This window comes from Actinoplanes nipponensis (assembly GCF_016862275.1).
GTDB lineage: Bacteria > Actinomycetota > Actinomycetes > Mycobacteriales > Micromonosporaceae > Actinoplanes > Actinoplanes nipponensis.
The window spans coordinates 23,638-50,425 of the sequence record NZ_BOMQ01000061.1 but is presented as its reverse complement, the minus strand read 5'-3'; the positions used below and the strand labels follow the sequence as shown (position 1 = coordinate 50,425).

Genomic DNA, 26,788 nt, shown 5'->3' with positions numbered 1-26,788 from the left:
TCGGGCGGGCACCGGCCGGCGCGATCTCGCGTTGCACGGGGTGCGTTCGTTCGTTGTACCCACGCTTGGCAACGTCCGACCACCCGGCGGCGCGCCCTCACCTGGCGATGGAGGATTCGTGGCATCAGATCGGCCTTCCCGGAGGTTGTCCCGCTTCGTCTCCGGCGGTGGCCGGAGGATGACCGTGGCGGCGACCGCCACGGTCATCGGCATCATCATCGCCGTGCACCTGGCGACCCCGCAGCACCCAGGGCACCCGAAGCTGTCCTCGCCGACGCCGGCCGAGGTCGGTGTCTCGGCGCCGGCCGGGCAGTCGGCCCGGCCGCGGACCAGCACCGGAACCCCGTCCGGGAAGCCTCCGGCGGCCACGACGCCCACCCCCGCGCCGCCGGTCGCCCGGGCCGTCCCCGAATTCCGGCTGTTCCCGGAAGCCGTGTCCGCCAACGCCGTCGCCAACGGCTCCGCCGTGTCCAGTCCCGCCGGATGGTCGGCGCACTCCGACGACGGCACCGTCAAGGTGACCCGAGCCATCCGGCTCACCGGTCCCTTCACCCACTCGACCGGGGTGTCGTTGACGCGGGCCGGCGGGGCCGGCAGCTGGGCGTTCAGCCTGGCCTCCCTCCGGGGGGCCCGGCGGTTCTTCGTCGTCGGCCGGACGTACCGCATGCAGGTGTGGGTGCGTGACGGCCTCGCCTCGGGCCAACGTGTCGGCGTGTTGCTGGCCAACGGGAATTACCGGCACCGTCCGACCGACACCACCGCGTACAGCGCTTGGCGGGACCGCGCGTGGCACCTCGTGACCCGCACCTTCGTGTGCACCAGCAGAGCGTCGGCGGACACGGCTTTCTACCTCGCCCTGCCCGCCGCCGGCTCGTTCGCGTTTCAGCTCACCGACGCCCGGGTGCATGAGGTGAGCGCGCCGGAGCCGGCCAGAATCACCGGCCCGCCGGTCCGCCGGATCACTTTTGCGGGCCGGTCCGGGGCGTCACCCGACACATCGACGTGGAGCTACGAGACCGGCGGTGGCGGCTGGGGCAACGACGAGATCCAGACGTACACGGCCCGGCCGCAGAACGTTCAGACCGACGGAGCCGGACGGCTGCGCATCGTCGCGCGGCGGGAGCAGTACCAGGGCACCGACCGGATCACGCGCGGCTACACCAGCGCCCGCCTGAACACCAAGGGGAAGGTGTCCGTACAGCCCGGTTCGTACGTCGAGGCCGCCATCACCGCGCCGACCGGCGCCGGTCTCTGGCCGGCCTTCTGGATGCTCGGCACCGACATCGACTCGGCCGGGTGGCCGGCCTGCGGCGAGCTGGACGTGTTCGAGGGCCAGGGCGCCGCGCCGGCCACGGCCCACGCCGCGGTGCACATGTCCGGACTGTCGGCTCCTGACCGCGACCACGGGTACGGCTGGGACGAGGCCGACGGCACCACCCGGCTGGACTCCCGCAGCCACCGTTACGGCGTCTATTTCGACGACCGGACCGTACGGTTCTACGTCGACGGTAAGCCGACCCTTTCGGTCTGGGCGTCCGATGCCCGGGCCTCCGGGCGCGCCTGGCCGTTCGGCAAGCCGCTCTACCTGGTTCTCAACGTGGCGGTCGTCAAGAGCTCCGCCGCGTCGCAGACCTCGTTTCCCAAGACCATGACCGTCGGCCCGATCTCCGTCTGGGCCGGCGGCATCCCGTTCTGACCCGCCGCTGCCGCCACCCCCCACGACACACCAGCAAGTTCTGCCACTTCGCTGACGCCGCAGGTAGGCAACGCGGAGCACACCAGTTGCCACTTGGTGCACTGCTTAGTCACCCGTAATGCGATCCGATTTTGCCTTCGACGCCGGAACGACAATTCCGAAACGCGAAGGAAGAATCCATGATTGCCGCCAGGATCGTCGCAGGAACAGTGCTCGTCACCACCATGGTCAGCCTCTCGACACCCGCCCAGGGCCACCCCCAGCAGCGCCGGACGACCGCCACCACAGCCGCGGCGACGACCGGCGCCGATCTCGTGGTGAACGGGACGGGAGCCCTGGGCACCGTCGGTTGGAGCGGCGGCTCGGAGGCCGGAGCATTGTCGTTCCAGTCGATCTCGAGCGTGACCGGTTTCTCGGTCGCCACGCAGGGGATGCAGATCAGCCGTCCCGGCGGGACCGGCTCCTGGGCCATGGCCCTGGCGGCGCTCCGCTCGCCGGAGACGATGTTCACGGTCGGCAAGACCTACCGCATGCAGGCCTGGGTCCGGGACATGAAGGGCAGCGGCGCCGAGGTGGGGATGCTGCTCGCCAACGGCAACTACGGCCACCGGCCGACCGAGGTCAGCGTGAGCGCGGGGTACCGGGACAGCGACTGGCACCTGCTGAGCCGTACCTTTGTCTGCACGACGGCCGCCTCGTCCGACACGGCGCTGTACTTCGACCTGCCGCGCTCCGGCGCCTTCACCGTCCAGATCACGCGCGCCAGCGTGCAACAGGTGGACGCCCCGCTGCCGGCGACCGTCACCACCGCGCCGACGAGCGCCATCACGTTCGCCGGCAGTGCCGGCCGGACACCGAGTACCCAGGCCTGGAACTTCGAGACCGGCGGTAACGGCTGGGGCAACGGTGAACTGCAGACCTACACCGCGAGAAGCGCGAACGCCCAGCTCGACGGCAACGGGCGACTCAGGATCATTGCCCGCCGGGAGACCCTGACCGGCGCGGACGGCATCACCCGCGGCTTCACCAGCGCCCGCCTGAGCACCCGGAACAAGGTCGCCATCGCCCCCGGGTCGTACGTCGAGACATCGATCACGGCACCGACCGGTGACGGCGCGTGGCCCGCATTCTGGCTGCTCGGTACGAACATCGGCAGTGTCGGCTGGCCCGCTTCCGGCGAGCTGGACATCCTCGAGGGGTGGGGCACCCGACCCACCGTGGCGTTCAGCGCGGTCCACATGGGATCGCTGGCCGACCCCAACGCCCACGTCCAGTACGGCTGGGGCGAGGCCGGCGGCACGACCGACCTGGGCCAGCCGCTGGACGCGAAGGCTCACCTCTACGGGGCGTACTTCGACGCCAACGTGGTGCGGTTCTACATCGACCGCAAGCCGACCATGACCATCTGGGCCCAGGACGCGGCCAACGCCGGCCGGGCCTGGCCCTTCGGGTCCCCCCAGTACATCGTTCTCAACATCGCGGTTCCCGGCGAAACCGCGACGACGACGGCCACCTTCCCCAAGGTCATGACGGTGGGCACCATCTCCACCTGGAAGGGCGGCGTCCCCTTCGCCTGACCAGGAGACCCTGACGGCATTCCGGAATGCCTGACGCCGATCCACGCCGCTGACGGGGGTTCTTCCCCGTCAGCGGCTTCGCGTGCGCCCGGCCCCGCTGATCCCGGGTTCAGGCCCGCCGGTAGGTGACGTCGAAGTCGTGCATCCACTCGCCGTCTTCGACGAGATAGCAGGAGCTGTCGATCGTCCGGCCGTCCTCCGAGAGCGTGCCTTCGAAGCGCTGATCGAAATCGTCGGGGCCGGTCGCCTGGCGCCACCACTTCCAGACGCGGCCCCGAAAACTCATGTGGAGCACGCGCGAGACCGCGCGGGAGTCGAAGTAGTGCGCGGTGAAGTCGCCCTCGGCGTCCTCGTCCGCGGCCATGATCAGGACCACGCCCTCCGGGAACATCGGGTTGTCGACGATCGAGCGCTGGAGAATCACCGTCTCGTCACGGAGCCACTCCAACGTCATGTCGCCCTTGACCTTCGCCTCGACGTGCCGCGGCGCGTCGACGACCTGGCTCCAGCGGCCGATCAACGGTTCGAGGTCCTTGATGTCCGGCATGAGCCCGAGGCTACCGGCGCGCGCAGGACGCCGACAGCTCGTCACCGAGACGCACACCAGGGGTGCCGGTCCGGACTCAGCGGTCGCCCTGAGCCGGGGTGAGATCGGTGATGTCGCGCCCGCCGCCACCGGCGAAACGGTCGGCGTCCGGCCCGCCGGTCAGCGTGTCGTCGCCGGGCCCGCCGAGCAGCGTGTCCGCACCGGCTCCGGTGCTGATGGTGTCGCGGCCCCGGCCGCCGGAGGCCACGTCGTTGCCGGCGCCGGTGGTGATCCGGTCGTCGCCGCCGGCGTCGCAGACCAGGTCGTCGCCGCCGAGAGTGGCGGTGACGTCCCGGCCCTTGCCGGGGAAGACCAGGTCGGCGCCCTCGGTGCCGGTGATGGTGTCATCGCCGGAGCTGCCGGCCACCACGGTGAAGGTCCGCGGGCTCGCGCCGGGCGGGGTCACGGTGAGCGTGGACCGACCGGCGACCGGCCTGATCGTCACGGTCCCGGCGGTGACCGAGATCCGGCCAGGCGGGAGCACGGCGGGGTTGCTGCTCCGCACGGTCGCCCCGGCCGGAATGCTCACGCTGCCACCGGTGGCGGTGCACTCCATCTCCACGGGCGCCTGACTCAGCAGCACCGTCGCCTGAGTGGCGTCAACGGCCGTGACGATGTCGGCGCGGCCGTTGCCGTCGACATCGCCGACCCCGCGGCGCCACGGATGCAGGCCGTCGGGTCCGACCGGAACCGGCGTGATGGCCGGGAAGGCCCCGTGCCCGTCGCCCAGCCCGACCAGGAGCTCGGCGTCGCGACGGAACGCGACGTCGCGGTGGCCGTCGCCGTTGAAGTCACCGATCTGCGGTTCGTCCGCCGGGTAGCCGAGGATGCGCTGCGGAGGCTGGAAGGTGCCGTCCCCATTGCCGCGGACGAGTTCGACGATGTGACCTCCACCGTCCGCGTTCGAATCGACGACGATGTCGATGAAGCCGTCGTGATCCATGTCGTCGGCGTCGACCACATTGATGTACGGCATACTCGTTCCCGCGGCGCCCGAGCCCCGAGTGAACGTGCCGCCGGCCGAACCCAGGAAGATGGCGACCCCTCCCCGCCGGGCGGTACCAAGATCCGGGTGGCCGTCGCCGTTGAAGTCGGCGACGACGACCGCGTCGACTCGCCGCGGGCCGCCCGTGATCCGGACGGAGACGGTCGCGCCCCCGGCGAAGGTGCCCTGGCTGGTGCCGTAGGTGACGTGCAGCAGCTCGGCAGCGGAGTCGAGAACGATGGCGTCGTCGCGGCCGTCGCCGTTGACGTCACCGAGATACTGCGCGCCGGTCGGCGTGACAGTGGGAACCGGCTGGAAGCTCGCGCCGGGACCACCGACGAACACCGCCTTGTCGGTGACCAGGTCAGGGTCGCCGTCACCGGTCACGTCACCGAGCAGGAGGGTCCCCTGGATCGGCAGGCTGCCGGTCGCGACGAAGGTCACCGGCGGCGGTACGGACACCTCCGCGGAGGCCGGCGACGCCGCCCCGACGAGGATCAGACACGCCAGGGCACACACGGTCGAACGCATGGACAAGCACCTTCCGAGGGGGGGAATGTACTGGTCAACGATCACGGCGTGCCCGCGATGCGTGCTGCCGGGGCTTCCTAGCGTGCGGTGACGACCAGAGCGGTCATGGTGGCGGCGACCGGGGCCTCGCCGAAGCGGTCCGCCACCGCCTGGGTGACCGCCTCGGTGACCGCCGGCAGACCGGTGGCGTCCCGTGCGACGATCTCGTGACGGAGGGGCGTGCCCTGACAGAAGCCGACGGCCACCTCACGTGCGGACGGCGCGGTGCTGGGCAGCGTCACCGACTCCACGGTGATCTCGGTGAATCCGGCGGCGCCGAGATCCTCGCGGATCGCCGCCGGGTCATGGTATCCGTGCGGGACCCGGGACATGAACCGCGGCGGGTCGTCGGGGAAGCGCCGGGCGAGCGCATCGGCGACCGCGGCCACGATCGGGCTGGTCTCGATCCGGTCCCAGACGCTGAAGATCAGCGTGCCGCCGCCGGCCAGGACCCGGCGCATCCCCCGGTACGCCCGATCCTTGTCGGGCAGGAACATGACACCGAACTGGCAGAAGAGCGCGTCGAAGCTACCGTCGCCGAAGGGCAGCTCCTGCGCGTCAGCCGTCCGGAACCGCACCTGCCCCGCCCGGACGCGCCGCGCCGCCATGTCGAGCATCGCCTGCTGCAGGTCGGTGGCGACGATCCGGGCGCCGGGCGAGACCGCCCGCGCCACCTCGGCCGTCGCAATGCCGGTGCCGGCGGCCAGCTCCAGCAGCCGGTCAGCCGGCCGGACGGCCAGTCGCCCGGCGAGGTCTTCGGCGTACGGCCGGAACAGCAGCGGACCCAGGCACCGGTCGTAGATCTCCGGGATCGAACCGGCGAAGTCCCGATCGCTCATGCGGACCAATCTAGGTCCTCTCCGCCCGCCGTCCGCGAGGCGCGAGCTGGTCGATGACCGTGGCAGCCCCGTCGGGGTCCGGACCGCCGCAGGCGCAACAGCGTGGTCCGGCCCGTGGGGCGCCGAGGTCCGGGTGAGCCTGCAGCCATTGCGCGTACGTCGGGTCGCGGTGCACGGTGTCGAGGTAGGCGGCGGCGGCATGGGTCAGGACCTGCGGGGCGTGAGCAGCGGCCGAACCGTCCGGATGCCAGCCCAGCAGGTGCCGCCACTGCAGTGGAGCGCCGGACAGGGGACGGCGGACCATGTCCGGCGGTGGGCGGAACGTGCCCTGGCACAGGCCGACCGCATAGCCGGTGGCGACCAGGTCGAGCCCGGTGCGGACATCCGTTTCGAGCATGTCGACGGCGATGAAGCCGACCCGGGCGCAGGCCGCAACGAAGCAGTCGGTGAAGCAGCCGTCACCGGCGCTCGCCGCCCAGCGGCGATCATGCAGGTCGGCCAAGGCGATCTCGGGCCGACCGGCCAGGGCGTCGTGCTCGGACAGCAGGGCACAGACCGCGTCGACCGCGATCGTGCGCCAGGTCAGCCCGTAGGCCGGCGGCGGCAGCGTGTCGCCGCACACCCCTACGACGGCGTAGTCCAGTCGGCCGGCCGCCAGCATTCCGGCCAGTTCCTCGACGTGGTACGAGGAACAGGTGCTCACTTCGGGCTCGGGCCGCTCCTGCAGCAGACGGTGGACCAGTCCGCCGAGGACCGGCCCGCCGGTGGTACCGATGCGGTACCGGCTCAGGGGGGCATCACCGTGGTGCCCGGCCAGCCGAAGGGCCTCCTCCTGCAAGGCGCCGGCCGCGGGAAGCAGCAGCCGGGCCCGGTCGAGCACGAGCCGGCCCAAGGGTGTCGGATCGGTGCCCCGGCTGCCGCGTACGAAGAGCTTCCCGCCGACGGAGTGTTCGATGCGGTTGAGTTGAGCGGTGAGCGCCGGCTGGGCGATCCCCAGCGCGGACGCGGCCTTGCTGACGCTGCCGGCCGCCGCGACCGTGCACACGATCTTCAGATGTCGCAGCTCCAGTTGCATGCCGGCGACCCTATGACCGTGGTGAAGGCGAGCTTGTCGCCGCGCAGCGCATCGGCACAAACTGGCAAGTGCTGACTGCGGCCCGACGGCTGCCCGCTGCTCACTGTCCCGGGCGGTACGAATGCCGTCGCCGACCACCTGACCTCCGCGCCGTTCGGTGCTAGCGTCGCTGACCGTACCGAGGTCAACGGCGCTGAAGGACGAAGGCCGAGCCGAGGAGGTTCCATGCCGGCCGACCGGCAGCCCGCCCAGCGGGCCTGGATCGAGTACGGCCGGCGGCTACGCGCCTGGCGGCGGCGCGCCGGCCTGACGCAGCGGCAGGTCGGCGACCACCTCGGTTACCACCACACCGTCATCAGCAAAGTGGAACAGGGCCTCCGTGAGGTGCCCGCGGGAGCCGCGCCCCGGCTGGATCGCCTTCTGCGGGCCGGTGGGGAGCTGATCTCCGTACCGGATGCCCGTGCCGACCGCCCGGAACCGGCCGACCTGGCGCTCGCCGAGTCGGGGTTCCTGCCCTTGCCGCACGGCGGCGGCACGACCCTGGTACGCCCGACCGACTGCGGCTGGCCCACGTCGCTACCCGAGCACGGGCTGCTGTGTCCTCGCCACGGCGACACCGGTTGCGCGGTGCCCGGCCCCGCAGCGGCGCATCAGATGACCGTCGCTCTGGATGAGCGTCTGCGGCGTGGCCTGCCGATCGGCAGCGACCCCGACGTTGTGCACAGTCTTGCGGCGACGCTGATCGGCTGGAGCCGCCGGGGAGCCGAGGAGACCCCGGAATCGATCGACGGCCCGGCCGGGGCAGTCCTGCGGGTCACGATGCGCTGGGCGCGGGCCGAGCAGGCCGCCGGGCGGCCGCCGCTGACCTCGCTGCAGTTCGCCGCCCACTTCGCCCAGCTCCTCGGACGCCTGCAGATGCAGCGCGGCCGGCGGGCGACCGCCATGGCGTGGTTCACCCAGGGTCTGCGCTGGGCGGCGGTCAGTGACCAGCCCGCGGCGCGAGCCACCCTGCTCAGCGACATGTGCACCCTGACCCGCCTCGACGACGACGCCGGCGGGGCTCTGGCGTACGCCCAGGCGCTCGAAGACGTCGACCCCACCCGGACCTGGACCACGCTGCTCGCCCATCTGTACCAGGCACGCGCCTACGCGCTGCGAGGCGACGCCGCCGGTTGTCACCAGCACCTGGCGCGCACCCGACGGGACCGGCCCCGGCTCGGCGAGCGGGACCGTCTGGAAGCCCCGTGGCTGGACGGTGACAGCGGCGACCTGCGCCTCGAGACCGGTGCTGCGGGCGCCCTGCGCGACCTCGCCGTCCGGACCGGCGAGCGACGCGCCGCAACCCGCGCCGTCGCCGCCTCGGAACAGGCCCTGACCTGCGCCACGACCCACACGCGGTCCACCCGCGTCCTCCTGAGCCTGCGTCTGGCCGACAGCCTCGCCTGCGCCGGAGACCCCGAACAGGCAGTCGCCACCAGCTCCGCGGTCCTGGCCGAAGCGATCAGTAGCGGCAGGTCCACGATCACCGAGGAACTGCGCGGGCTGCGCAGCAGACTGTCGGCGCGCTGGGCCGACTCCGCACCGGTCCGCGCCTTCGAGACCCGGCTCTCGCAACTGAGCTGATGACCAACGAGCGTGGCAACGCTTGCCGCAATTTGCCGTTTCACCATGTGACCCGCCAGGTGTCCCGTCGTCGTGTCCCCCATCGACACGGGACGTGGCCTGAAGGCGCCTCATCCAAGGCATCAACCATCCCGGCTACGCCTCGGCGACCAGCCGCAGCTCCGGGGTGGAATCCCGGCCGGATTCGGCTCGTGAGCTACGGCCGGCCCCGTCCTGCAAATAGCGAAGGCGGTCTGGTCAGTCCGAAAGCCCCTGGCTAACGTGGACATCCGATTTGGTGAAACGGGGGAAATTGCATGATCGTCAAACGTTTACTGCGAATCCTGGCCGTGACAGTGCTGCTCGTGGCCGGTTGGCAAGCGCCGGCGACGGCCTCGCCCGTCTTCTCACCGAGCGACTGGAACGCCGCGCTGGAAAAGGTGATCCACGCCGACGTGACCCAGTCGGTCACCCTGCCCAACGGCGACGTGCTGTGGGTCTTCGGTGACACCACCCGCATCAACGGGGTGCCGACCACCGGCCCGTACGGCTATCCGCACGACGCGTTCGCCCGGCAGACGGCCGGGACGCTGACCTTCAAGGCACTGCCGGGACCGTACGGCTACGGCTGGCAGCAGGTGCCGAACTGGTCGGACAACACCTATTTCTGGATGTCCACCCCGATCGTGGACAGCGGCACCCTCTACGTGCTGGGCGAGCGGATCCAGGGCGTGAGCCCGTTCACCGTGGTCGGCTCGTACGTCGCCGTCTTCAACGCCTCGACGCTGGCCTTCCAGCGCATCGTGCCGGTGCCGACCGGCGCCACCGGCAAGACGAAGTGGGGCGGCGTCGCCCGTACAGCCACCGGCTGGTGGATTACCGGAACACACGGCGTGCCGTGCAGCTATGGCACCAACTGCTCGGTGGGTGACATGGCGTTCGTCCCGTTCGGCGGCCTGGCCACCACCACCCAGTGGGGTGTCCACAACAACGTGATCCCGGCGACCACGAACATCGGCACCACAATGGCACTGCGGCGGACCCCGGCCGGCTGGGACATCTTCACCAAACGGGGAGGCGCGTACGGCGGCACCGAGATCGAGCGGCTGACTGCCAACAGCGTGACCGGCGCCTGGACGGTCAACGGCACCTGGCCCGCCCCGAGCCCGGCGGACACGGTCACGTACGACGTGGCGGTGCATCCCGAACAGGTCGCGAACACCGGCCAGATCCTGACGTCCTACAACGTCAACGGCAACGACACCGAGTACCACCCGCGGTTCCTCTATCTGTCCCTGTAGGAGATCGGGACCGCGCCTGCGGAGCATCCGTGGGTCCGCCGGCCGGTGGTAAAGGCCCCCGCCGGGGCTGCGACCGGCCGGCAGGACCCAGCCCAGCCCGGCGACCGCGCTGCGGCCGTGCAGAATTGCTGGCGGGAAAGCACCGCGTTCAAGCCGCTGGTCATCCCGGCCGGTCCGCACCTTTGCGCAGCAGCACAGCGCTTGGGTGACCGGCCAGCAGACTCAGGGGTTCCACCAGGGGACAGCCACATAACTCTGGCACGCGTCCAGGGCCGCCAGGAGTGGCACCCTGTCAGGTCCGCTTCTAGGACCACCAAGCGTAGTGGGCCGGGCGCATCGGTCAGATCTGGGTCGTCCTCGGTGAGCCCGATCGCGGCGACGATCGCGGCTCGCTCGTCCGGTGTGCCGGGTGACGCAGTGTGGCGAGGCCGCAAGCGGATGGCGGGCAGCCGCAGCAGTCGGCAGGTGGAGTCGACGGCGGCGTCAGCGGCCTGCTGGGTAAGTACTCGGTGTCGTGTCATGACCCGGTCCCTTCGACGGTGCGGCGATAGCGGAGGACCTGGTCGTAGGCGCTGACCGTGAGCAACGGCCGCCAGTCGGGTGGAAGTTGCGCCAGCCGCCGCTCGGTCAGCGACACCTCGTTCCCGGCCGGATGCCGCATCGTCGGGCCATCGGCTGGCCGCTGTTCGCCGGACTCGGCGAACTTGCGAGCCTCCAACGCGACCGCGTCGGCGGTCAGTACGCCGGCGCGGACCGCGGTGGCCAGGCTGGCGACCACGTGCTCGTGGGGCATATGCCGGTGCAGCAGCAGTACTTCGACCAGGGCTCGGTGCCGGCGGCGTCGCCGTGAACGCGACGGACTGTTTCCCACCAGGGGTCATGCAGGCCCTCAGTCCTCCCAGACCGATGCCCCACCGACAAAGCCACTGCGCCGACCGCGAGCGTCGCTTCCTGCACACCACCAACGAGTTCCTCACCGAGCGCGGCGGCGCCGACCGCAGGTCACAGGCCACGTGCAGGCGAACCTCAACGTCGTCAACGACCACAAGATCATGCTTGCGGTCATCACCCAGCCGCTGCCCTGAGAAGTCTGTCGTGGAACTGGCAGGCTCGGCAAGGACCTGTACGTCTCCGCCATCGCTTCGGCGCGATGGGCATGGGCCAGAGCTACGGCCCCGGGGCCCGACCGCGACGCCAACATCGCGCTGCCGCGCTCCGCCGGCGCGCATGGCGTCACCTTCTTCGACACTGCCAAGTACTCGCTGTGGTGGAAGCGCCCCGAGACCGAGATCATCCCGATGGGCGGGGAACTCAGCATCGGCCTGGTCCCGTACAGCCCGCTCGGCAAGGGATTCCTCACCGGAACGCTCAGCACCGACACCGTCATCCGCCGCGGGAGGTGGCGGCTCGGCCGGTGAGTCTGGTGCTGTTCGGCGTGTCAGCCGACGCAGGCCTGGACCTCACCGGCCGGCCGCTGCGCCAACGCCGGTCCCGACTCGAGGACCTGCTCGCGGGCACTCCGCCGGCGTGGGCGGTGGGCCCGCAGACCCACGGACGTGGCGCCGACGGAGCTTGAGCTAAGGGAAACTCCAAATTGGCTGGTGTCGGTGTAGGGCTGCCGGTACAAGACCGGTACGCGCCACCAGTACGCGTCCAACTGAGCAGGTCCGCGCTTCCCTATGACAAGGTTAGTCCAAGCTGGCAGCCGTGGGCGACGGCAAGGACCGTTTCGCCTGGCATTACGCCTCATTGCATCCAGATGCGCCCGAGCTCGTCGTGCGGGTCCTTCGAGTCGCATTCGCAATCTCGGTGGGACAGTGGTTGAGTAGCTGCCCCTTCCTGGCAACGAAAGCACGGACTAGGTGATCTGCCGGTACGCATCAGCCAGGTCCAAGCGGTCACGACGCTCATGAACCACACCGGCCTACCGAACACGCCGTACCGACGCAGAGTCGGACATGCTGTCCGCCCCATCAACATCTCCTGAGGCAGGATTGGCATGGTGCAACTTGCACAACCGTTGCGGGATAGATATGAAAATCTCCGCTCACGGGTCTACCGGTGCGGTTTGACGTCGAGCAACATGTGATAGGCGGAGAGGTGGGGCGGCGTATCGTCGCGGCATCAGAAGTTCGCACCGTTTTACTTGCGATGGGTACTACCTGCATGCCGCACCTCGACGCAATCGCACGCCTTCGCGCAAGCGTAATAATGATTCCCTCACAGTTGGTGATCTTAAGTCTGTCCAATGTTTCCGATGAATTTCCGTCATCAGCACTGTCGCGCGTGACGCTTACACGAGGGAGACACCATGTCAGAGATCGCCGTCCAAGTGGTCGCCGACTCTTCCGGCAATCTGTCCAGACGGCCGACCACTCCGGAGCCTTTCGAAGCACGCATCGACGAGCTGTCGGCGGCGATCGCCCAGGTAGCTGAACGACTTCGCCAGGAACTCGACACCGTGGAAGCGAGTAAGGACCACGAGCAATGGCACCTGGGCGAGGTGCAGGTTCAGTTCGGAATGGCCCTCAAGGCGAAAACTGGCATTCTCGTTGTCACGGCCGGGGCGGAGGCAACCTTTTCCGCCTCCCTCAAGTGGGTGTCTCGCCCGTCCGCATAGGTACATGTGCGCGCATAGGCGCGCCTGAGTGTTGCCGGAATTCCGCACCGAGTTACGAGAACGGATTGCATATCCCATGACCCTTGCCGACGGCCACAGGATGTCGAAACTCCACCTGGAGGGCTGGTGACCCTCGGCGTCGCACGTCTGTTCGATACCCCGCTACAATCGGGTAATGCATCTTCGGGCACGGCATTCGCGGTCTCTCCAACGTTGGCGTTAACTGCACTGCATTGCGTGTCTGACTTCGATGGTTTCACGGAAAGCGCATCCGTCACTTGCCAGTCACTAACCTGGTTGAGATTTGGCAAAGGCGGAGCGGTCCGAGCTCAAGTCATCGGGTACGACACAAAGCTTGATGTGGCGCTATTGCAGATGTGTGACGCCTTGCCGCCAGAGATCGAGCCGATCGCGCTGACGTCAGGTTGCTTCGAGCAGGACCTCTGGTACTCACTTGGCTTTCCTGACAGCGTGGTCGCCAACGACGGGCTGGATGGCTTCGCAATCAGCGGGCGCGTTACCTATGCATATGCGACTATCCGTGACGGTCAGTCCCCAGCAATTCAATTGAGCTGCCGACAGTCTGCGGCGGGCGCACCCCTCGCTGGTGTCAGCGGCGCGCCCGTCTTGCTTAGCCAGCCGGTGCGTGCCGTCGGCATCATCCGTTGGGAGCACCCTTCCGCTAAAACCAACGGGCTGGCCGTCGGTGCGGAGATATATGCGTCTCCAGTCGGTGAAGCTGCCCAGGCGCTGCCGCGCATTGCCGAGTTGATTCGTCCGTCAGCCGGTCCTCAGCCTCAACGCAATGCCTCAGCCGAGCGTCAATTGATGCAAAGCCTCCCCTTGTCGAGCAAGGGAAGGCTAGGTCGACCACTGGTGCGCCTAGGGGCGGTCGCGCTGATCGCCGTCCTTCTCACAGGTGCCGGCTCAACCGCAGTGGCTAGAACCATCTGGGACCACAAACCTGACTTGCCAGCTCCCACCAATTCCTCCGGAGTTGGAGTGACGAAATCGTCGGCACCATCTAGGCCCAGAAATTCGAAGAAGCCGGCTTCGACCCACAAGCCGACACCAACGCGGACCAATCCGCCCGACGTACCGAACTTTCAACCACCTAGGGTCCAATCACGAAGCTGCGCCGATACAGAGATAAAGCTTAATCCGTCGTCAGGACCTGTGGGCACGACACTACGCATCGTAGGTTCGTGCTTCGAATCCGGCGAACGCATCGAGATAACATTTCACACTACGGTGATCAGCCAGCCGACGGCCGACGAGGACGGATCGTTCTCCACGACAGGGAAGGTACCCGAAAGCTACGCAAAGTTTGGAAGCAACCAGTATCGAGTAACCGCCTCCGGCAAGCAAAGTGTCCGTTTCGACTCGCAGCCATTCGACCTCACCGGCGATTAGCGTGTCGGTGCTCAGTGTAGATCGGACCAGGATCCTTCGCGGTTGCCCGGCTCAGAAGATGCGAGGATCGGTCACGCGAGTCCCGGTCATGGTCGCCGCACCAGCACCAAAAGAGTCACTAAGTCGATGATGATTTGTCGGGCGCCTGAACGGGACCCGTCGACCTGGCAACCGTCGATCGGCTTTGCGGACGGTGCTCAACGACTGTGCGTCCTGGGCCCGTAACAGCGAGGTATGGAACCGCTGAGCCGGGCCTGACGTGACCGGGGCCGCTACCGTGTTCGCATGCCGCTGCCCGTGGTCCTGGTCGTCGTGGACGGTGGCGTCGAGTTCCGGTCCCTGCCGAACCGGCTGAGCAGGATCAGCGCGATCCGCGTCGCCGAGACAGATTTGACCGCTCTGGCCGACTACTTCACCCAGGCCTTCGGATTGTCGCAGACGGGAACGTTCGAGCGGCTCCTGGCCGCATTGGCGGTATTGGCCGAGCGGGGTGAGATCAAGAATCAGTACATCAGCAATGATGGGCAGGTCGCGACTCATTGCCGACGGGCCCGTGTCGGCTACGAAAAACGATGGTTCGACACCGAGCGGTGGCGCACGCTGAGGCGGCGGGTGCCGCTGTTCGCGGCGACCGAGCCGAACGGTTTCCTGCGGACGTTGTCGGTCGAGCTGAAGGCGGCGGACGCCTACGAATCGGAATTCGATGTGTTCCTGCAGGAGGAATTCTCCGATCCGGGTGCCGGCTATCCGGATGTCATCTACTCCGGGTACAGCAACCACGTGCACATCAGCTACGAAACCCTGGCAGCTGTGGCCGGCCTGTTCGAGGACCGGTTCGCTCCGCCGGACACCGACCGGCTCGATGAGCGCGCCGCGGCGCTCCTGACAGAGCTGGTCGCGCGGGGTGAGCTTGGTAGTCACCTGCCGCCGGGTGGTAACCGGGACCGTCTCATCGCCTGGTGCGCGGACGCCTCCGTGGTCGCGCGTGGCGACGGCCAGCCCCGCAAACACGAGATCCTGCGGGTCGATGACATGGTCCTCGAGCTGGTGTTCTGGGCCGACTGGCGGCCCCCGGTCCTCTGGTTCACCGAGGCATACCGTGCGCGCGAGGACCGGTGGGGCGGTACCCAGTACCGCGTCACCGCGCCGATCGAGGACCTGCCCGTACTGGTGGACCGTTTCGAGCAGCGGCTCGGCCTTGCACCCGGCCCGGGACGCGTCGATGACCGGTTGATCGCCTGCTTCGACGCCATGGCCACCCACGGCCATCTTCATGGCAGGGCCGCCAGGCTGGGCAATCGGGATCGGGTCGCGGCGTGGATCACCGACGCCGGCATCACCGCCACGGTTGAGGGCTTCGCCCGCACCGAACAGATCCTCAAGCTGTACCGGCCCGGCAGCGACTGCCTGTTCGAGCTCGTCCTGACCATGGACGCCTCCGCTCCCGGCGACCGCGGCGTCGTGTTCAGCGAGAAGTACGAGTACCTGCCGCAGACCGGCGATGCCGGACGCGAATACAGCTACAGCGTCATGACGCCCTACACCTCCCTGCCGGCGCTGGTCGCCGACCTCGAGACCAGCCCCGGTGAGGGAGATCTCGAAGAACGCCTGACACGGTGCGTGAAGCACCTGGTCCAGACCGGTGAACTCGCCGGGGACCTCGACACGGAGGAAGCGCGGGACCGCGTCGCAGCCCGCTTCGTCCACGCCGGTGTCCCTGCCATCACCGACTCCTCGCACTGGATCAACAGCGACTGAGCCACCACTTTGTCGCTCCGCGCGCACCGGCACCGTCGGATCCAGGCGGACATAGCTCTGATCGGCGACCGATCACCACTGTGTTGTGCTGTAGTTCTCACCGCCGATGACGCCTCATAATCGTGCCGGCTGGGGAGCAGGCGGGGTGATTGCAGGTGATCCGGATGTCGCTGCCGCTGTCATTGGCTTCTCTACCGCCGCTGCCGGCCGGTACCGGGATGAGGGTTTTCGACGGCGCGCGATTGGCGGCGTACCGCCGGACCCGCGCATAGCGCCCGATTGGACGCCTGAGCGGCTGCAGCGAGCCGCCCCGACGGCGAGGTGTGTCGATCGCTGCTGCTAGTCCTGGTGCGTACGGTCTCGATGTCGAGCGGGTGCACCGCATCCGCGCCTTCCAGGGTGCGGATCCTCACAGACGGACCTGGCTCCTCGGCCGAGATCAGCGCCTCGCGTCCGCCCGCTACTCTCGCTCTGGCCGTTACCCAACCGATCGGAGCGTGCGCTGCGATGAGCGCCATCGAGGATCCCGACCCAAGCCGTGAGTCCGTCGGTCCGGACCGGCCAAGCGATGATCTGGAGCACTGGCTGTCGGATCTGCGCACCGAAGTGTCCGCTGACCCGTCCGGATGGATCGACAAGGATTCCGCCGGCGAGCAGCCGACCCCTGGCCAACGGGGTGCGAACGCCCCCCGGCCGAGCAGCAGTGGGCGGCACCGGGCTCCGGATTAGGCCACCCACCAGCGGATGCGCTGGTCCGGCCGGCATCTCCTGTGTTCAGGCCGGCGGCGCTCCGGCAAGGCGATAGGCATAGCTCGCATGGCGGGTCACCGTATGACGGACTGCTTCGGCGGCCGTCCGGCCGCGTGACCGGCGGTCGCATGCCACCGGAGAGTCGCACCACTCTGCGGTGGACGGCCGGAGACAGGGTGCAAGCGCCATCCTCTACCCGTCCAGCAGATCAGCCAGGGTCAGCGTTGCCGGGGCGAGTCCGCCGAGGTCGTGGGGGTCGAGCCGGCCTGGCTGCCGGCGCAGGGCCTCGGTGCCGTGCACGCTCCACGCGGACGGGACCCGGCCAGTCAGGTGTACGGCTATCAAAGCCGGTGAGAACCAGTGGCGAAGGCCAGCCGGGTCAGCCGTCCGGATGCGGAAGCCGCGGTCGAAGTCCGGGTTCCCGATCGCCGCCTCGTCCAGGCCGCGGCGGGAGCTCCGCAGTCGGGCGGCCGGACGGCGAGGTTCCACCTGCGTAGTCGGCAAGGGGCGGACGAGGTTGTGCCGATGAAGGATCGTCGCGTGCTCCGAGGGCACCTCGGCATGGCGCTTGGAGCCCGGAAAGCTGCGGAAGCGCACCCAGCCATCCGCGTCCTGGCGCAGGCGGGCCCCGATCGGCTCAAGAGGCGACCAGCGTGCCTGCCAGGAGTCCTGCAACCGGTGGCGGCCGCCGGGCGGCGGCAGTATCCGGAATTCGTCGGCAGGAACGGCCTGCCGCCCTACCTTTGCCTCGGACGACTCCCAGGCTTGATCGGCTGCATTGACATCGGCATGTTGGCGCGACGTCGAGCGCCCCCGGTTGGCGTCACAGGCCGTGACGATCCTCCGCCGGCCGCAACGCACGGCCGGCGGAAGATGAGTGTGTTGGCCTACGAGCTCTGGATGACGCCGATCGCGACGAGGACGAAGGCTGTGATGATGACTGCGACGCGGGCGTAGTGGTATCGGTCCCAACGGGCATGCTGTTCGCGCCAGTCATCCGGCGCTTGTTTGGGCGTCCAGTTTTTCGAGCGGTTGTTGATGGGCACCAGTACGGCGATGGACATGACGACGCTCAGCACGAACAGCGCTACACCGCCGATTAGAGCGCTCATGCCTGGTTCGCGATAGTGATTCACGGCCAGTGCGAGAGTGAGGATGAGCGACGCTATGTACCAGACCGGCATGACGCGGCCGAGAACGCGTCCGCCGTCTGCCCGTCCAGCCAGACCGCCGTTGCCCGGTAGCCGGTCGAGGATGGGGTTGACGAAGAAGGCGACGCAGAACTCAACGCCCACCATGACGCCCGCAACGGTGAGCGCGGCGACGGCCAGTGCCATAGTCATGCGCTCATGAGACCCCAACACTGCAAACTTCGCTAGTACTGACAATATTGTCAGCACTAGACTGCGGTGGAGACCCTCTCCCAGCTGCCGGAGTGATTAGCATGAGTCAAGGTTCCCGCGAAAGTGCACAGTGTCCTGTTGACGCTGCGGTGAGTGTCATCGCGGGTCGCTGGAAGGGCACGATTCTGTGGCGTCTGGTCGACGGGCAGATGCGCACCGGGGAGCTCCGGCGCAGTATCCCCGGCATCACGGAACGCATGCTCATCCGGCATGTGCAGGAGCTGGTGGCCGACGGCATCATCGACCGGCACGACGCGAAGGAGGTACCGCCGCGCGTCGCCTACTCGATCTCAGAGTACGGCTGGACTCTCGTGCCACTCGTCGCGCAACTATGCAGCTGGGGAGAAGTGCACCTGGCCCGGACCGCGCCGACGCGATCGACGTAGCCTCCGAGCCGAGACGAGCGTTGCGGCGAGCGCGGGCCTCGATCCGGCGCGCGAGCAATCTCAGTCACGATCATGCGCGCCCCGGTGCAGCGTTTCGTCGAGTGCTGGTTCAGTATTTCTGTATGAGGATCGGACCCCGGTACGGCAGCGACCCGCTGATCGTCCTCGACGGTGACCCGGCGGCCGTCGTGGCGCCTCTACTCGGCCAGCGTCGGCGGTTGGCGGACACCCTTGCCGGCTTCGATGAGGCGGCATGGTCGGCGCAGAGCCGCTGCACGGCTTGGAGCAACCAGGACGTCGTAGTGCACCTCAGCATCACGAACCGTTTCTGGGCACACTCGATCAACCAGGCCCGGCTGGGCCGACCCACCAGGATGCTGGCCGACTTCGACCCCGTGCAGGACCCGGATGCCCTCGTGCGGGCCGTTCCACGGGAGCCTGCGGCAAAGACTCTCGCCGGGTACCGGTCCACCACCGAGGCGCTGGCAGACTGCCTGACGAAGCTGAGCCCGCAGGAGTGGGCGCTACCAGCGGAAAGCCCATTGGGTCACGTACCGGTGACTGTCCTGGCCCATCACGCCCTCTGGGACGGCTGGGTCCATGAACGCGACATCGCCGCCGGGGTCGACGCACGTTGCGTCACGGTCGACGATGAGGTGCGCCCGGCGTTGCGGTTCGTCGCCGGGTTCACGGCCGCCCTGGGGATAGTCGGCGCCACAGGGGTGCCTCGGACGCCCCGCCGGGCCGCTGTCGTGACCGTTGACCCCGACGTCGCCTTCACCGTCGAGGTAGACGACCAGGTGCGTGTCACCGACGGTGTGGCACCCGGCGCCCCCGTCGCCCTGCAAGGTCGGACCATCGACGTCCTGGAAGGGCTCAGCGTGCGCGCGCCCTTGCCCGTCGACGCCGAGTACCGGTGGTTGACAGACGGCCTCCAGCGGACCTTCGAATCGGCCGCAGATCCCCGCCCTTGACCTGTGCGGCATCTGATGACCCACGCCCGGCGCTCCGGTGCGGGGCACGGTATAGACCGTGCGTTATCAGCGGCGAAGAAAGACGTTCTGGTACCCGACTCTTGCCACTGTGTGAAAACCACGCAGGTGTGCGCGGCAGTGACAATCGTGACCCGACGCCGCCAATCGTCAGGCATTGCGGACGACGGGCCGTCAACGGGCCTCCGTAGAGCCCACGACCTTCTTCAAACCGAGGGGTTTTCGGGGGCGACCTCGCACCAACGAAAACGGTGACCTGCGTTTGTGGACGGCGAGGCGCCGCGCCACCGGCGCACTCCGCCAGCTCGGCACCGCAGTCGCTCAGCAGGCCGATCCGGAGCCCCCGCCGCCGGAGTTCCGCCGGGACGCCGAGCGCGTGGTGCCGCGGCTTGCGGAGGCGGGCATGACCGCTCCGGCGATGCGCGAGCGCGACGGGGAGCTGGGCGGATGACGGGTTCGCTCCGCAGGAAAGCGCCACCGCCCTCAGCGTGCTCTCCGTCCGCCGTGAACCCTGACGGTGCGCTCGCCGAAGCTCCCGGCCAGCGCCTCCCAGAACCGTGGCCGGCAGACGCCGAGCAGCTCGCCGGTGCGGTGCGCGAGGGGCTCGCGATACTCCTCAGCGCCGGGGTCGGTCAGCGTGCCGACGTAGCCGAAGATCACCGCGCGCCTGACCCACACACGGACGCGCCGGAGACCCCCCGTGGTGCGAGGGCCTCCGGCGAGGCGGTTCCCTGCGGTGGATCAGGATCCGCGAAGGGTCAGGTTGCCGTTGTCCGCGGCGCCGCTCTGCGAGCCGCTCATTTCGCTGGCGCGTTCGCGGCGCCGCATTCCCCCCGGCTTTATCCGGCTGGCGTTTCGTTCACACCCAAACCACGCAGGACGTCATCGCGGTTCGCGTTTCCGCGCAGCGCGGTCAAGGAATTCAAGCGGCCCAGCAAAGTCGTGGAAGATGCGGGGCATTTCAAGTCCTGAATCGCCGACAAGGTCTTTTCGAAACGCTGGATGCGGCTTTCAAGGTCCGTTCCACTCGGAAGGTTCGCATTCTTGAGCGCTACCTGCGCGTTCGCTTGGGCTTGAGTGGGTGGGCAACGACCGGGAACCTTCACCCCGGTAGGGCCCACGCGGTCGGCCGTCGCGTTCGGATTGCCCGGGCTGAAACCCAGCGCCGGCACCAAAGCGCTGATGTTACCGGAGCCGGCTCCGGCGTTGCCCTGTTCGGCGGCCTGGCTCATCCCCGTGCCGACCGCGAGCGCCGAGCCGAGCAGCGCTACGACGGCACTTCCAATCACCAGCTTGCGCGTCCGGCTGCTGACTCCGCGTCGATACATGCACGGCTCCTCTTCGTCTCGGTACTGCTTGTGCCGAGATATACGGGCAATGATGTGGCAGCAGTTCATGACGTTGAGCAAGCGTTCCTTAAAGTTTCTTTAACGCAACTCCCGGGGCGTGCAGCCGCCAGCATCGTCGCGTCCACGTCCGCACGGCCCAGCTACGCCGCAGCGCCGAACCCCTACAACACGGCGGCGACCTGCACGCCCCATGGGACGGCCTGTTCATCACCACCAAGAACGGCCGGATCGGTAGTTGCAGTGCCGACGCTTCTTCTGCCAGGGGCTAAGGGTGGCCGCAGGCCATCGCGAAGCGACGCGGAGCGTCCTTGACGCCTGGTACCGGTGCTGACCATTTCCGGAGTCCGCAGGACTGCCGCCGGCCGAAGTCCAGCTCTATCTAGGAGCGAGGATGGAATGCCATGGTGCGGCCCGCCGCGCCGGCCGAGACCAGCCGGAGTCCGTCAGCAGGCCGGGCGCGAGCGGGCACGGTCGCGCCGCGTCAGCGGCGCCGGGTGTTCCTGGCGGCAGCTACCGGTGGACTCCCCGCCCTGGCGGAGCGTCTACGGCTGGTTCAAGCGATGGAAGGATCGCGGGGTCACCGAACGGATCCTCGACGAATTGCGCGAGCAGATCCGGTTGGCCGAGGGTCGTAACCGCAAACCCTCGGCCGGGGTATCGACTCGCAGTCGGTCAAGGCTGCCGACACCGTCAGCTGGGACATCCGCGGCTGCGACGCGGGCAAGAAGTCAACGGGCGTAAGCGTTTCGTCGTCACCGACACTCTCGGCCTGCTGATCAGCGTCACTGTTCTGGCCGCGTCCTGGCAGGACCGTGACGGCGCCAGAACGGCGCTGCTGAGCGTCTACCTGTTCACGCCGATCCGGTTCGTGTTCGCTGATCAGGGCTTCGCCGGCCGGTTGCTTGACTGCGCCGCCGCACCTTGGACATAGTGATCGACATTGTGCGCAAGCCACCCGAGCAGCGCGGGTTCGAGGTTCACCGGAAACGATGGGTCGTCGAACGGACCCTTGCGTGGCTCACCGCCCATCGCCGGCTGGCCCGCGACCACGAACGCGACCCAGAGGTCTCCGAGGAGCTGATCCGCTGGGCCGCGATCAACCATGCTGCGCCGTATCGCCCGCGGCAAACCCGCCGAACGCCAGCAACGCCGCGTGTGACAAGCCCGACCTACACCCCTCAGAAACACTCACTAAGAGTCCTAACACGATCTTTGATTACGGGATTTGATCAAGCGGCGCCAGTAGATGAGGGCGCAGGCGAGGCTGACCAAGCCGTCGTGGATGTCCAGGCGTCGTTCCCAGCGAATGGCGAGGCGGCGGAACTGGTGCAGCAGCGCGATGCTCTGCTCCACGACGTAGCGCAGCTTGCCCAGGCCCTTGATCCGGCCGCTTGCCACGAAGGGGTAGATCAGACGGAACAGCCACGCGCAGCTGTAGCGGATGTTGGGCTCGAGTTCCTGCTCGTGCGAAAGCAGCCAGCCCTCGCAGATGGTCTGCGCGGTGCAACTCGGCCGCGGCTTCGACTGCCGGGCATCACGCTGCCGGCAGCGCCGGTTATACACGGCCTTCGCCATGACGAACGACCAACACGGACCGCCGCACCTGCATCCGGACCCCCGTTGCTGTCGTTTCATCTCCAGCCAGAACCCCCGAACAACCCCTGTCACATGATCTTGATCGCGCCGGTATCAGACATGGCCCCGCACCTCGGCTCCCCCAGTGACGGCTCCAGGATGAGAGGAGCCTTCACTTCGCCACGATGACGCCCACGGAAAGGCAACCGGAAGGCCTCGTGCGTCACCCAACGGAGTGCGGCTCACACGATTCTGATGACCACGCGGTCGTAACGGGTGAGTGGGAATTCGCCGTCGTCGGTGCCTTGGAGGATGATCGAGATAGTCTCGCCAGGTTGCGCATCCGCCGGGACGGCGACGGTGGCGCGTCCGTCGCTGCGGGTCGTCAAGGTTGCTGCGCCGGGGTGGGTGCCTTCTTCGCGGTACTGCCACCAGCTTGTTGCCACGCGGTCTCCGTCGGGATCGTGCGTGCGTGCTGCGAGCTGCACTGATGTGCTCGGCCGGGCAGTCACCACGCCGCCGGGAACAATCCGCACGGTGGGCGCGTGGTTGGCGGCACGAAAATGGGGAGTGAGTGTCCACTGAATACGGGCCGCGAAGTCGTTCTGCGCGGCTGCCGCCCACCGTAGGGAAACCTGACGACCATGCCTCAAAACGAGGGGTTTCCGAGGGCGACCTTCACTCAACAAAAACGGTGACCTGCGTTTCCGCAGGTCACCGCCTTTTCTTGTCGGGCTGACAGGATTTGAACCTGCGACCCCTTGACCCCCAGTCGCGTTGCAATTCGGTTAAGCACTGTCAGCCTATGTCTAAATGTACACAAGAACGGACAGGATGGCACCACCGTGCCGCCCGATTTCACCCAATCCAGCGAAAGTTGATCATTGCTGTGACCAGGGGTGTGACCACGGCAAATCAAGTGCGCTGGCTCCCATTCTGCACGCGAGCCATTTGAGCCGTAATTTATCAGGCATCCACGACGCGCAAGCAGAGATTTCGCCGGACGCGATTAGGGCGCGCGTCACGGCTGTACCAAGGTGACCACTTGACAGCCCATGAGAGGCGCACCTCTCCCCCCGAGGCTGAAAGTACGCGGATCAGACTCGCGTCGCCCCGCTCACAGCTTACATCTATTCGAGCCTCTCGAGTCTGACGCTGGAGGGAGCACCGAACCCGGAGATCGAGAGTCAAGTCGATCGTTTTTCTGCCATCCCTGCCGCCTGATGTCAGCGGTCCAGCACCGCGGTTATCCCCGGCGCTCGGCGACCATTCGGCAGGCTTCGGACGAGCACCACCGCAGGTTGCCGGTGTGGTTGCCGTCGTGATCGCGTACTACCCGGGTGGCCAGCATGTCGAGGTCGCGTTCTGCTATGTGTTTGTCGTTGAGTAGCTGCTGCCAGGTCTCCGTATTCGAGTCGAGCTCGTTGTGTGTGATCACCTTTTCGCCTTCTGGGGATTTGATGTTGATGGGCGCTGGCGAGGAAACCTGCGGCCACGGCGAGGACAGCGGGTCTACTCAGGCTGCTTGTCCGAGGGCAGGTGAAGCAATTGGCGCCGGCCCGGTGGTCCAATGCTGCGATAGCAGTTCCAAGGGGCGTAGTGCGGACTGGGGTACGAAATACGCTGGTGGGCGTCCGCCGTAGCCGTGTAGCCAGTAGCGGCGTTTGGCTTGGCCGCCGGTGATGTAGCCGTGGATGCGAAAGTGCGGGGAACGACCGGTGACGAGTACGAAGGCGTCGCTGTCTCGGTCTCCTGGCCGAACGATGAGTTCGTTGTGGTGCCTCGACCTGGTGCGGATTTGTAGCTCTCCGACGTCGCCGCCGTGTTTGAAGGTGTTGACCGGCATGGCCCAGTAGCGGCCGAGAGCTTTCGCGGCAGCCATTTCGCCTGCGGCGCCCTCGATGTGAATGCTCCAGGCGTTGTCCGGATCGGCTTCGAACTGGTCTCCCAGTCGGAGCCGCATGGATTCGATTTGTCGGAACGCTCCGACCATGGCCGCGTGCTGCATTTCCATGGGGCTCAGTGATACTTCTACAACCAACAGCGTCCTCCGATCAGTGATGACGTTATGACGTGCGCAGCCGGACCCAGGCGATCAGCGATGCCGGGTCGGTGAAGGCGTTGGGAAGGTCGTCGTGGCCCAGTCGGGCGGGAAGTGCCGTGGTGGTCAGGGCGACGGCTATGCCGCTGGTCCGGATGATCTGTCGGAGAACATGTTCGGGGCACCGATCTAGCGACCAGCTGGTGTGGGCGGAACGTCGGCCGGTCGTGGTGACCGTCAGCCGGTCTCCAGTGAGCCGCGCGGAGGTATGACGGGCTTGCCCTGGGAATTGTCCGTTGGGTGCGGCGAATCGCAGGCGCCGGAAGCGAGTGAGCGTGACGTCCTGCCAGCCACCGCCTTTCTCCCTGCGTAAGACGAGGTGTTCGCACGAGGGGTTGATCACGACGACCGGCAGGTCTGTGTCTGAGGGCTCGCCCCGCTGGCCCTCACTCAAGTAGCCGGCCGCCAGCGAGCAAGTCGGGCCGGTCAGGGCGATGGGCGGTGTGCCGGACGGGCGGCAGGTCGCGTGGTGCAGCGAGACGATGATCTCGTCACGGCCTTTGGCTTCGTCAATGTTGATATCGGCCTTGGTGCCCAAGGCAAAGCCGCAGCTCTGGCAATTGACCGGCCAGAGCCGGGTCAGCCAGGGTTGGAGTTGGTCCCGGGCGATCGTGACCGCCAGGCTGTCGGCCACCGTGATGCTGTAGGAATTGATTCGCTGGAGTTTCTCGGTGGCGAGGGCATCGAAGTCGAGGCCGCGATGTTCGCCCGTCGCGCCGCTACTATCGCTGTCGATACGGGAGTATCCGGGCAGGCCAGGACCGGCCCAAGTCACCTGGCCGGCAGCGGCGAAGCCCTGCCGACGTGAGTTCTGCAGTTCGGCGTGCCGGTCGGTGTCGTCGTACTGCCGGCCTTCCGGTGAACGCACCCCGATCATCGGGCCGAAGATCACGATGACCTGCCCGTTCGTGCTGACCTGTTCCCGCCACCGTTTCGGTATCGACACCGCGCCTGTGGCGACGACCTGGCCGAATGGGTTCGTCAGTTCCACCCCGTGGCTGGTCGGGCGTACGAGCCAGTCACGGGCGACGGCCGGTACGGTGTCGGTCGTCGTCAGCCGGTGCATGCCGGACCCGATCACCATTTCGACGCGGGCTTCGCTCCTGACGCCGCTGTCGCCGCGGGCCATGCCGATCATCCTGCGTGGCTCCAGCAGCAGAACCGGGAACGACTGTCCGGGGTGATCCGGGATCGTCCATGGCAGTCGCAGCGCTGGATCATCGCCGAACGTAGCCTTGGCGCAAACGCTGAGGTCGCCGAGCTCGCGTTCCAGGTCCTCGGTGGACCGGACGACCTGCGCCCCCAGTGGCGCGCCTTGGTCGGCCATTTCACTCTCGTCAGGGTTCGGGAAGGTCGCCGAGGCTGGCTGCCCGCCGAGCTTGGCCCAGGCCCCGTACACCGTCCCTGACCGCATTGCCTCTGCAAGCAGCGCCATGTCGATGATCGGCGCGGCTGGGACGGAGCCGCAGAACAGAATCAGGCATCTGCCTGCGTAGCGCATCTGGTCGAGGAGCTCGGCCTGCACTTGGGCCAGCTGGTATTGCAGCATCGGGCCTTGCAGGACTACTGGGCCACGGCCGCGGGCGGTGGGTACCTGGGCCGCCCAGGTCATGACGTCGGCCTCAGGCATCGGATGATCGGGGGTGAGTTGGGTGAGCCCGACCAGTGCGGCGGATTCCTCCCACCACGCCTGCCAGCGGCCTTCGACGACGTCGCCGATCTGTACGTCGACTTCGGGGTTGAGAAGGATTGTGGGGACTCCGCGGACCTGCGGATTCGGCGAGTCTTGCTCGCCGGCGGGGACGACGGGCAGTGAGAAGACCGTGAAGTGGTACTCGGTGGGTGGTGCGACGGGCCGCCGGCCTGCGGGGTGAATGATCAGGGACGACGATTGGCACGACGCGTGAGCCGGCATCACCAGCAGTGGATCGGTGGCGGCGGTGTGCACGGTGATGCTGACCTGGGAGTCGGTAAGCGTCGTGTGGCAGATGGGGCAGTCACCACTGGGCTGGATCCGGCCCGCAAGATCATCGGTCGCGCGCTGGCCAAGGTGGCGCCGGACTTCGGGTGCGATAAGGAGTTGGGCCGCGTCCACTGTGGGGCCTTCCGCCGTCGTCAGGAGCGATTCATTCCCTAACGACGCATCGGCGTCGGCCAACCTCACTGCCTGGCGACAAGAAATCCCAAAAAAACCTGGGCCGCAACACCGG

General features: G+C 67.7%; 27 protein-coding genes. 12 read left to right on the top strand and 15 right to left on the bottom strand.

All coding sequences use genetic code 11. From position 1 onward, the window contains the following. Positions 1 to 178: 178 nt before the first annotated feature. Together Ani05nite_RS25840 and Ani05nite_RS25835 are read left to right on the top strand one after the other, a co-directional pair. Positions 179 to 1,696 (top strand): glycoside hydrolase family 16 protein, encoded by a 1,518-nt coding sequence (locus tag Ani05nite_RS25840; RefSeq protein WP_203772391.1) that lies wholly within the window; start codon positions 179 to 181, stop codon positions 1,694 to 1,696. Between the two features lie 179 nt (positions 1,697 to 1,875). Next, positions 1,876 to 3,273 (top strand): glycoside hydrolase family 16 protein, encoded by a 1,398-nt coding sequence (locus Ani05nite_RS25835; RefSeq protein ID WP_203772389.1) that lies wholly within the window; start codon positions 1,876 to 1,878, stop codon positions 3,271 to 3,273. A gap of 109 nt (positions 3,274 to 3,382) precedes the next feature. On the opposite strand, the gene Ani05nite_RS25830 is transcribed toward Ani05nite_RS25835, so the two are convergent. The 4 genes from Ani05nite_RS25830 to Ani05nite_RS25815 all read right to left on the bottom strand — a co-directional run bounded on the left by Ani05nite_RS25830 (position 3,383) and on the right by Ani05nite_RS25815 (position 7,328). Continuing rightward, entirely contained in the window at positions 3,383 to 3,820 is a 438-nt protein-coding gene (locus tag Ani05nite_RS25830; protein WP_203772387.1) for a hypothetical protein, read from the bottom strand. Positions 3,821 to 3,896: 76 nt separating this feature from the next. After that, positions 3,897 to 5,375, bottom strand: a complete 1,479-nt coding sequence (locus Ani05nite_RS25825) for an FG-GAP-like repeat-containing protein (RefSeq protein WP_203772385.1) — start codon at positions 5,373 to 5,375, stop codon at positions 3,897 to 3,899. A gap of 77 nt (positions 5,376 to 5,452) precedes the next feature. Next, a complete protein-coding gene (locus tag Ani05nite_RS25820) occupies positions 5,453 to 6,253 on the bottom strand; it encodes a class I SAM-dependent methyltransferase (RefSeq protein ID WP_203772383.1) in 801 nt (266 codons plus the stop codon). A gap of 10 nt (positions 6,254 to 6,263) precedes the next feature. After that, positions 6,264 to 7,328, bottom strand: a complete 1,065-nt coding sequence (locus tag Ani05nite_RS25815; protein WP_203772381.1) for a LysR family transcriptional regulator — start codon at positions 7,326 to 7,328, stop codon at positions 6,264 to 6,266. 225 nt (positions 7,329 to 7,553) lie between these two features. Here Ani05nite_RS25815 and Ani05nite_RS25810 point away from each other — a divergent pair, with 225 nt between their 5' ends. Both Ani05nite_RS25810 and Ani05nite_RS25805 read left to right on the top strand, forming a co-directional pair. Then, positions 7,554 to 8,951, top strand: coding sequence for an NsdA family TPR-like regulatory protein (locus Ani05nite_RS25810; RefSeq protein ID WP_203772379.1), 1,398 nt, complete (start codon positions 7,554 to 7,556; stop codon positions 8,949 to 8,951). Positions 8,952 to 9,295: 344 nt separating this feature from the next. Continuing rightward, positions 9,296 to 10,231 (top strand): hypothetical protein, encoded by a 936-nt coding sequence (locus tag Ani05nite_RS25805; protein WP_203772377.1) that lies wholly within the window; start codon positions 9,296 to 9,298, stop codon positions 10,229 to 10,231. 517 nt (positions 10,232 to 10,748) lie between these two features. Here Ani05nite_RS25805 and Ani05nite_RS25800 read toward each other — a convergent pair. Next, complete coding sequence (locus tag Ani05nite_RS25800; protein WP_239130626.1) at positions 10,749 to 11,009, bottom strand: transposase; 261 nt, start codon at positions 11,007 to 11,009, stop codon at positions 10,749 to 10,751. Positions 11,010 to 11,352: 343 nt separating this feature from the next. On the opposite strand from Ani05nite_RS25800, the gene Ani05nite_RS42280 reads away from it, so the two are divergent. The 4 genes from Ani05nite_RS42280 to Ani05nite_RS25780 all read left to right on the top strand — a co-directional run bounded on the left by Ani05nite_RS42280 (position 11,353) and on the right by Ani05nite_RS25780 (position 16,022). Then, entirely contained in the window at positions 11,353 to 11,649 is a 297-nt protein-coding gene (locus Ani05nite_RS42280; RefSeq protein WP_203772660.1) for an aldo/keto reductase, read from the top strand. A gap of 893 nt (positions 11,650 to 12,542) precedes the next feature. Beyond that, on the top strand, positions 12,543 to 12,851 hold the full coding sequence (locus Ani05nite_RS25790; protein ID WP_203772375.1) for a CU044_2847 family protein: 309 nt from the start codon (positions 12,543 to 12,545) through the stop codon (positions 12,849 to 12,851). Positions 12,852 to 12,977: 126 nt separating this feature from the next. Next, positions 12,978 to 14,264, top strand: coding sequence for a trypsin-like serine peptidase (locus Ani05nite_RS25785; protein ID WP_203772373.1), 1,287 nt, complete (start codon positions 12,978 to 12,980; stop codon positions 14,262 to 14,264). A 285-nt stretch (positions 14,265 to 14,549) separates the two neighbouring features. Further along, entirely contained in the window at positions 14,550 to 16,022 is a 1,473-nt protein-coding gene (locus Ani05nite_RS25780; protein ID WP_203772371.1) for a hypothetical protein, read from the top strand. Positions 16,023 to 16,964: 942 nt separating this feature from the next. On the opposite strand, the gene Ani05nite_RS25775 is transcribed toward Ani05nite_RS25780, so the two are convergent. Both Ani05nite_RS25775 and Ani05nite_RS25770 read right to left on the bottom strand, forming a co-directional pair. Further along, positions 16,965 to 17,633, bottom strand: a complete 669-nt coding sequence (locus Ani05nite_RS25775; protein WP_203772369.1) for a hypothetical protein — start codon at positions 17,631 to 17,633, stop codon at positions 16,965 to 16,967. A 26-nt stretch (positions 17,634 to 17,659) separates the two neighbouring features. Next, the gene (locus tag Ani05nite_RS25770) at positions 17,660 to 18,115 is read right to left on the bottom strand and encodes an anthrone oxygenase family protein (protein WP_203772367.1); all 456 of its coding nucleotides are present in this window, start codon (positions 18,113 to 18,115) and stop codon (positions 17,660 to 17,662) included. A 149-nt stretch (positions 18,116 to 18,264) separates the two neighbouring features. Here Ani05nite_RS25770 and Ani05nite_RS25765 point away from each other — a divergent pair, with 149 nt between their 5' ends. Both Ani05nite_RS25765 and Ani05nite_RS25760 read left to right on the top strand, forming a co-directional pair. Beyond that, positions 18,265 to 18,561 carry a winged helix-turn-helix transcriptional regulator gene (locus Ani05nite_RS25765; RefSeq protein ID WP_203772364.1) on the top strand — a complete coding sequence of 99 codons (297 nt, stop codon included), beginning with the start codon at positions 18,265 to 18,267 and terminating at the stop codon, positions 18,559 to 18,561. A gap of 122 nt (positions 18,562 to 18,683) precedes the next feature. Beyond that, the gene (locus Ani05nite_RS25760; RefSeq protein ID WP_203772362.1) at positions 18,684 to 19,535 is read left to right on the top strand and encodes a maleylpyruvate isomerase N-terminal domain-containing protein; all 852 of its coding nucleotides are present in this window, start codon (positions 18,684 to 18,686) and stop codon (positions 19,533 to 19,535) included. A gap of 501 nt (positions 19,536 to 20,036) precedes the next feature. Here Ani05nite_RS25760 and Ani05nite_RS25755 read toward each other — a convergent pair. Next, positions 20,037 to 20,213, bottom strand: a complete 177-nt coding sequence (locus tag Ani05nite_RS25755) for a hypothetical protein (RefSeq protein WP_203772360.1) — start codon at positions 20,211 to 20,213, stop codon at positions 20,037 to 20,039. A 179-nt stretch (positions 20,214 to 20,392) separates the two neighbouring features. After that, positions 20,393 to 20,881 carry a hypothetical protein gene (locus tag Ani05nite_RS25750; protein WP_203772358.1) on the bottom strand — a complete coding sequence of 163 codons (489 nt, stop codon included), beginning with the start codon at positions 20,879 to 20,881 and terminating at the stop codon, positions 20,393 to 20,395. A 417-nt stretch (positions 20,882 to 21,298) separates the two neighbouring features. On the opposite strand from Ani05nite_RS25750, the gene Ani05nite_RS42420 reads away from it, so the two are divergent. Continuing rightward, complete coding sequence (locus Ani05nite_RS42420; RefSeq protein WP_377882565.1) at positions 21,299 to 21,643, top strand: transposase; 345 nt, start codon at positions 21,299 to 21,301, stop codon at positions 21,641 to 21,643. Continuing rightward, positions 21,597 to 21,833 carry a transposase gene (locus tag Ani05nite_RS42415; RefSeq protein WP_377897634.1) on the top strand — a complete coding sequence of 79 codons (237 nt, stop codon included), beginning with the start codon at positions 21,597 to 21,599 and terminating at the stop codon, positions 21,831 to 21,833. The genes Ani05nite_RS42420 and Ani05nite_RS42415 overlap by 47 nt, the downstream gene beginning before the upstream one ends. Here Ani05nite_RS42415 and Ani05nite_RS42410 read toward each other — a convergent pair. The 6 genes from Ani05nite_RS42410 to Ani05nite_RS25720 form a co-directional block, all read right to left on the bottom strand. Then, entirely contained in the window at positions 21,782 to 22,006 is a 225-nt protein-coding gene (locus Ani05nite_RS42410; protein WP_377882570.1) for a hypothetical protein, read from the bottom strand. The genes Ani05nite_RS42415 and Ani05nite_RS42410 overlap by 52 nt on opposite strands. Positions 22,007 to 22,102: 96 nt before the next feature. Further along, entirely contained in the window at positions 22,103 to 22,477 is a 375-nt protein-coding gene (locus Ani05nite_RS41405) for a hypothetical protein (RefSeq protein ID WP_239130650.1), read from the bottom strand. A gap of 242 nt (positions 22,478 to 22,719) precedes the next feature. Beyond that, positions 22,720 to 22,965 carry a hypothetical protein gene (locus Ani05nite_RS25735; protein WP_369076855.1) on the bottom strand — a complete coding sequence of 82 codons (246 nt, stop codon included), beginning with the start codon at positions 22,963 to 22,965 and terminating at the stop codon, positions 22,720 to 22,722. 758 nt (positions 22,966 to 23,723) lie between these two features. Beyond that, positions 23,724 to 23,915: a hypothetical protein gene (locus tag Ani05nite_RS25730; RefSeq protein WP_203772350.1), complete on the bottom strand. Its 192-nt coding sequence runs from the start codon at positions 23,913 to 23,915 to the stop codon at positions 23,724 to 23,726. A gap of 78 nt (positions 23,916 to 23,993) precedes the next feature. Beyond that, on the bottom strand, positions 23,994 to 24,491 hold the full coding sequence (locus Ani05nite_RS25725; RefSeq protein WP_203772348.1) for a hypothetical protein: 498 nt from the start codon (positions 24,489 to 24,491) through the stop codon (positions 23,994 to 23,996). A 52-nt stretch (positions 24,492 to 24,543) separates the two neighbouring features. Continuing rightward, positions 24,544 to 26,736: a hypothetical protein gene (locus tag Ani05nite_RS25720; protein ID WP_203772347.1), complete on the bottom strand. Its 2,193-nt coding sequence runs from the start codon at positions 26,734 to 26,736 to the stop codon at positions 24,544 to 24,546. Positions 26,737 to 26,788 lie beyond the last annotated feature (52 nt).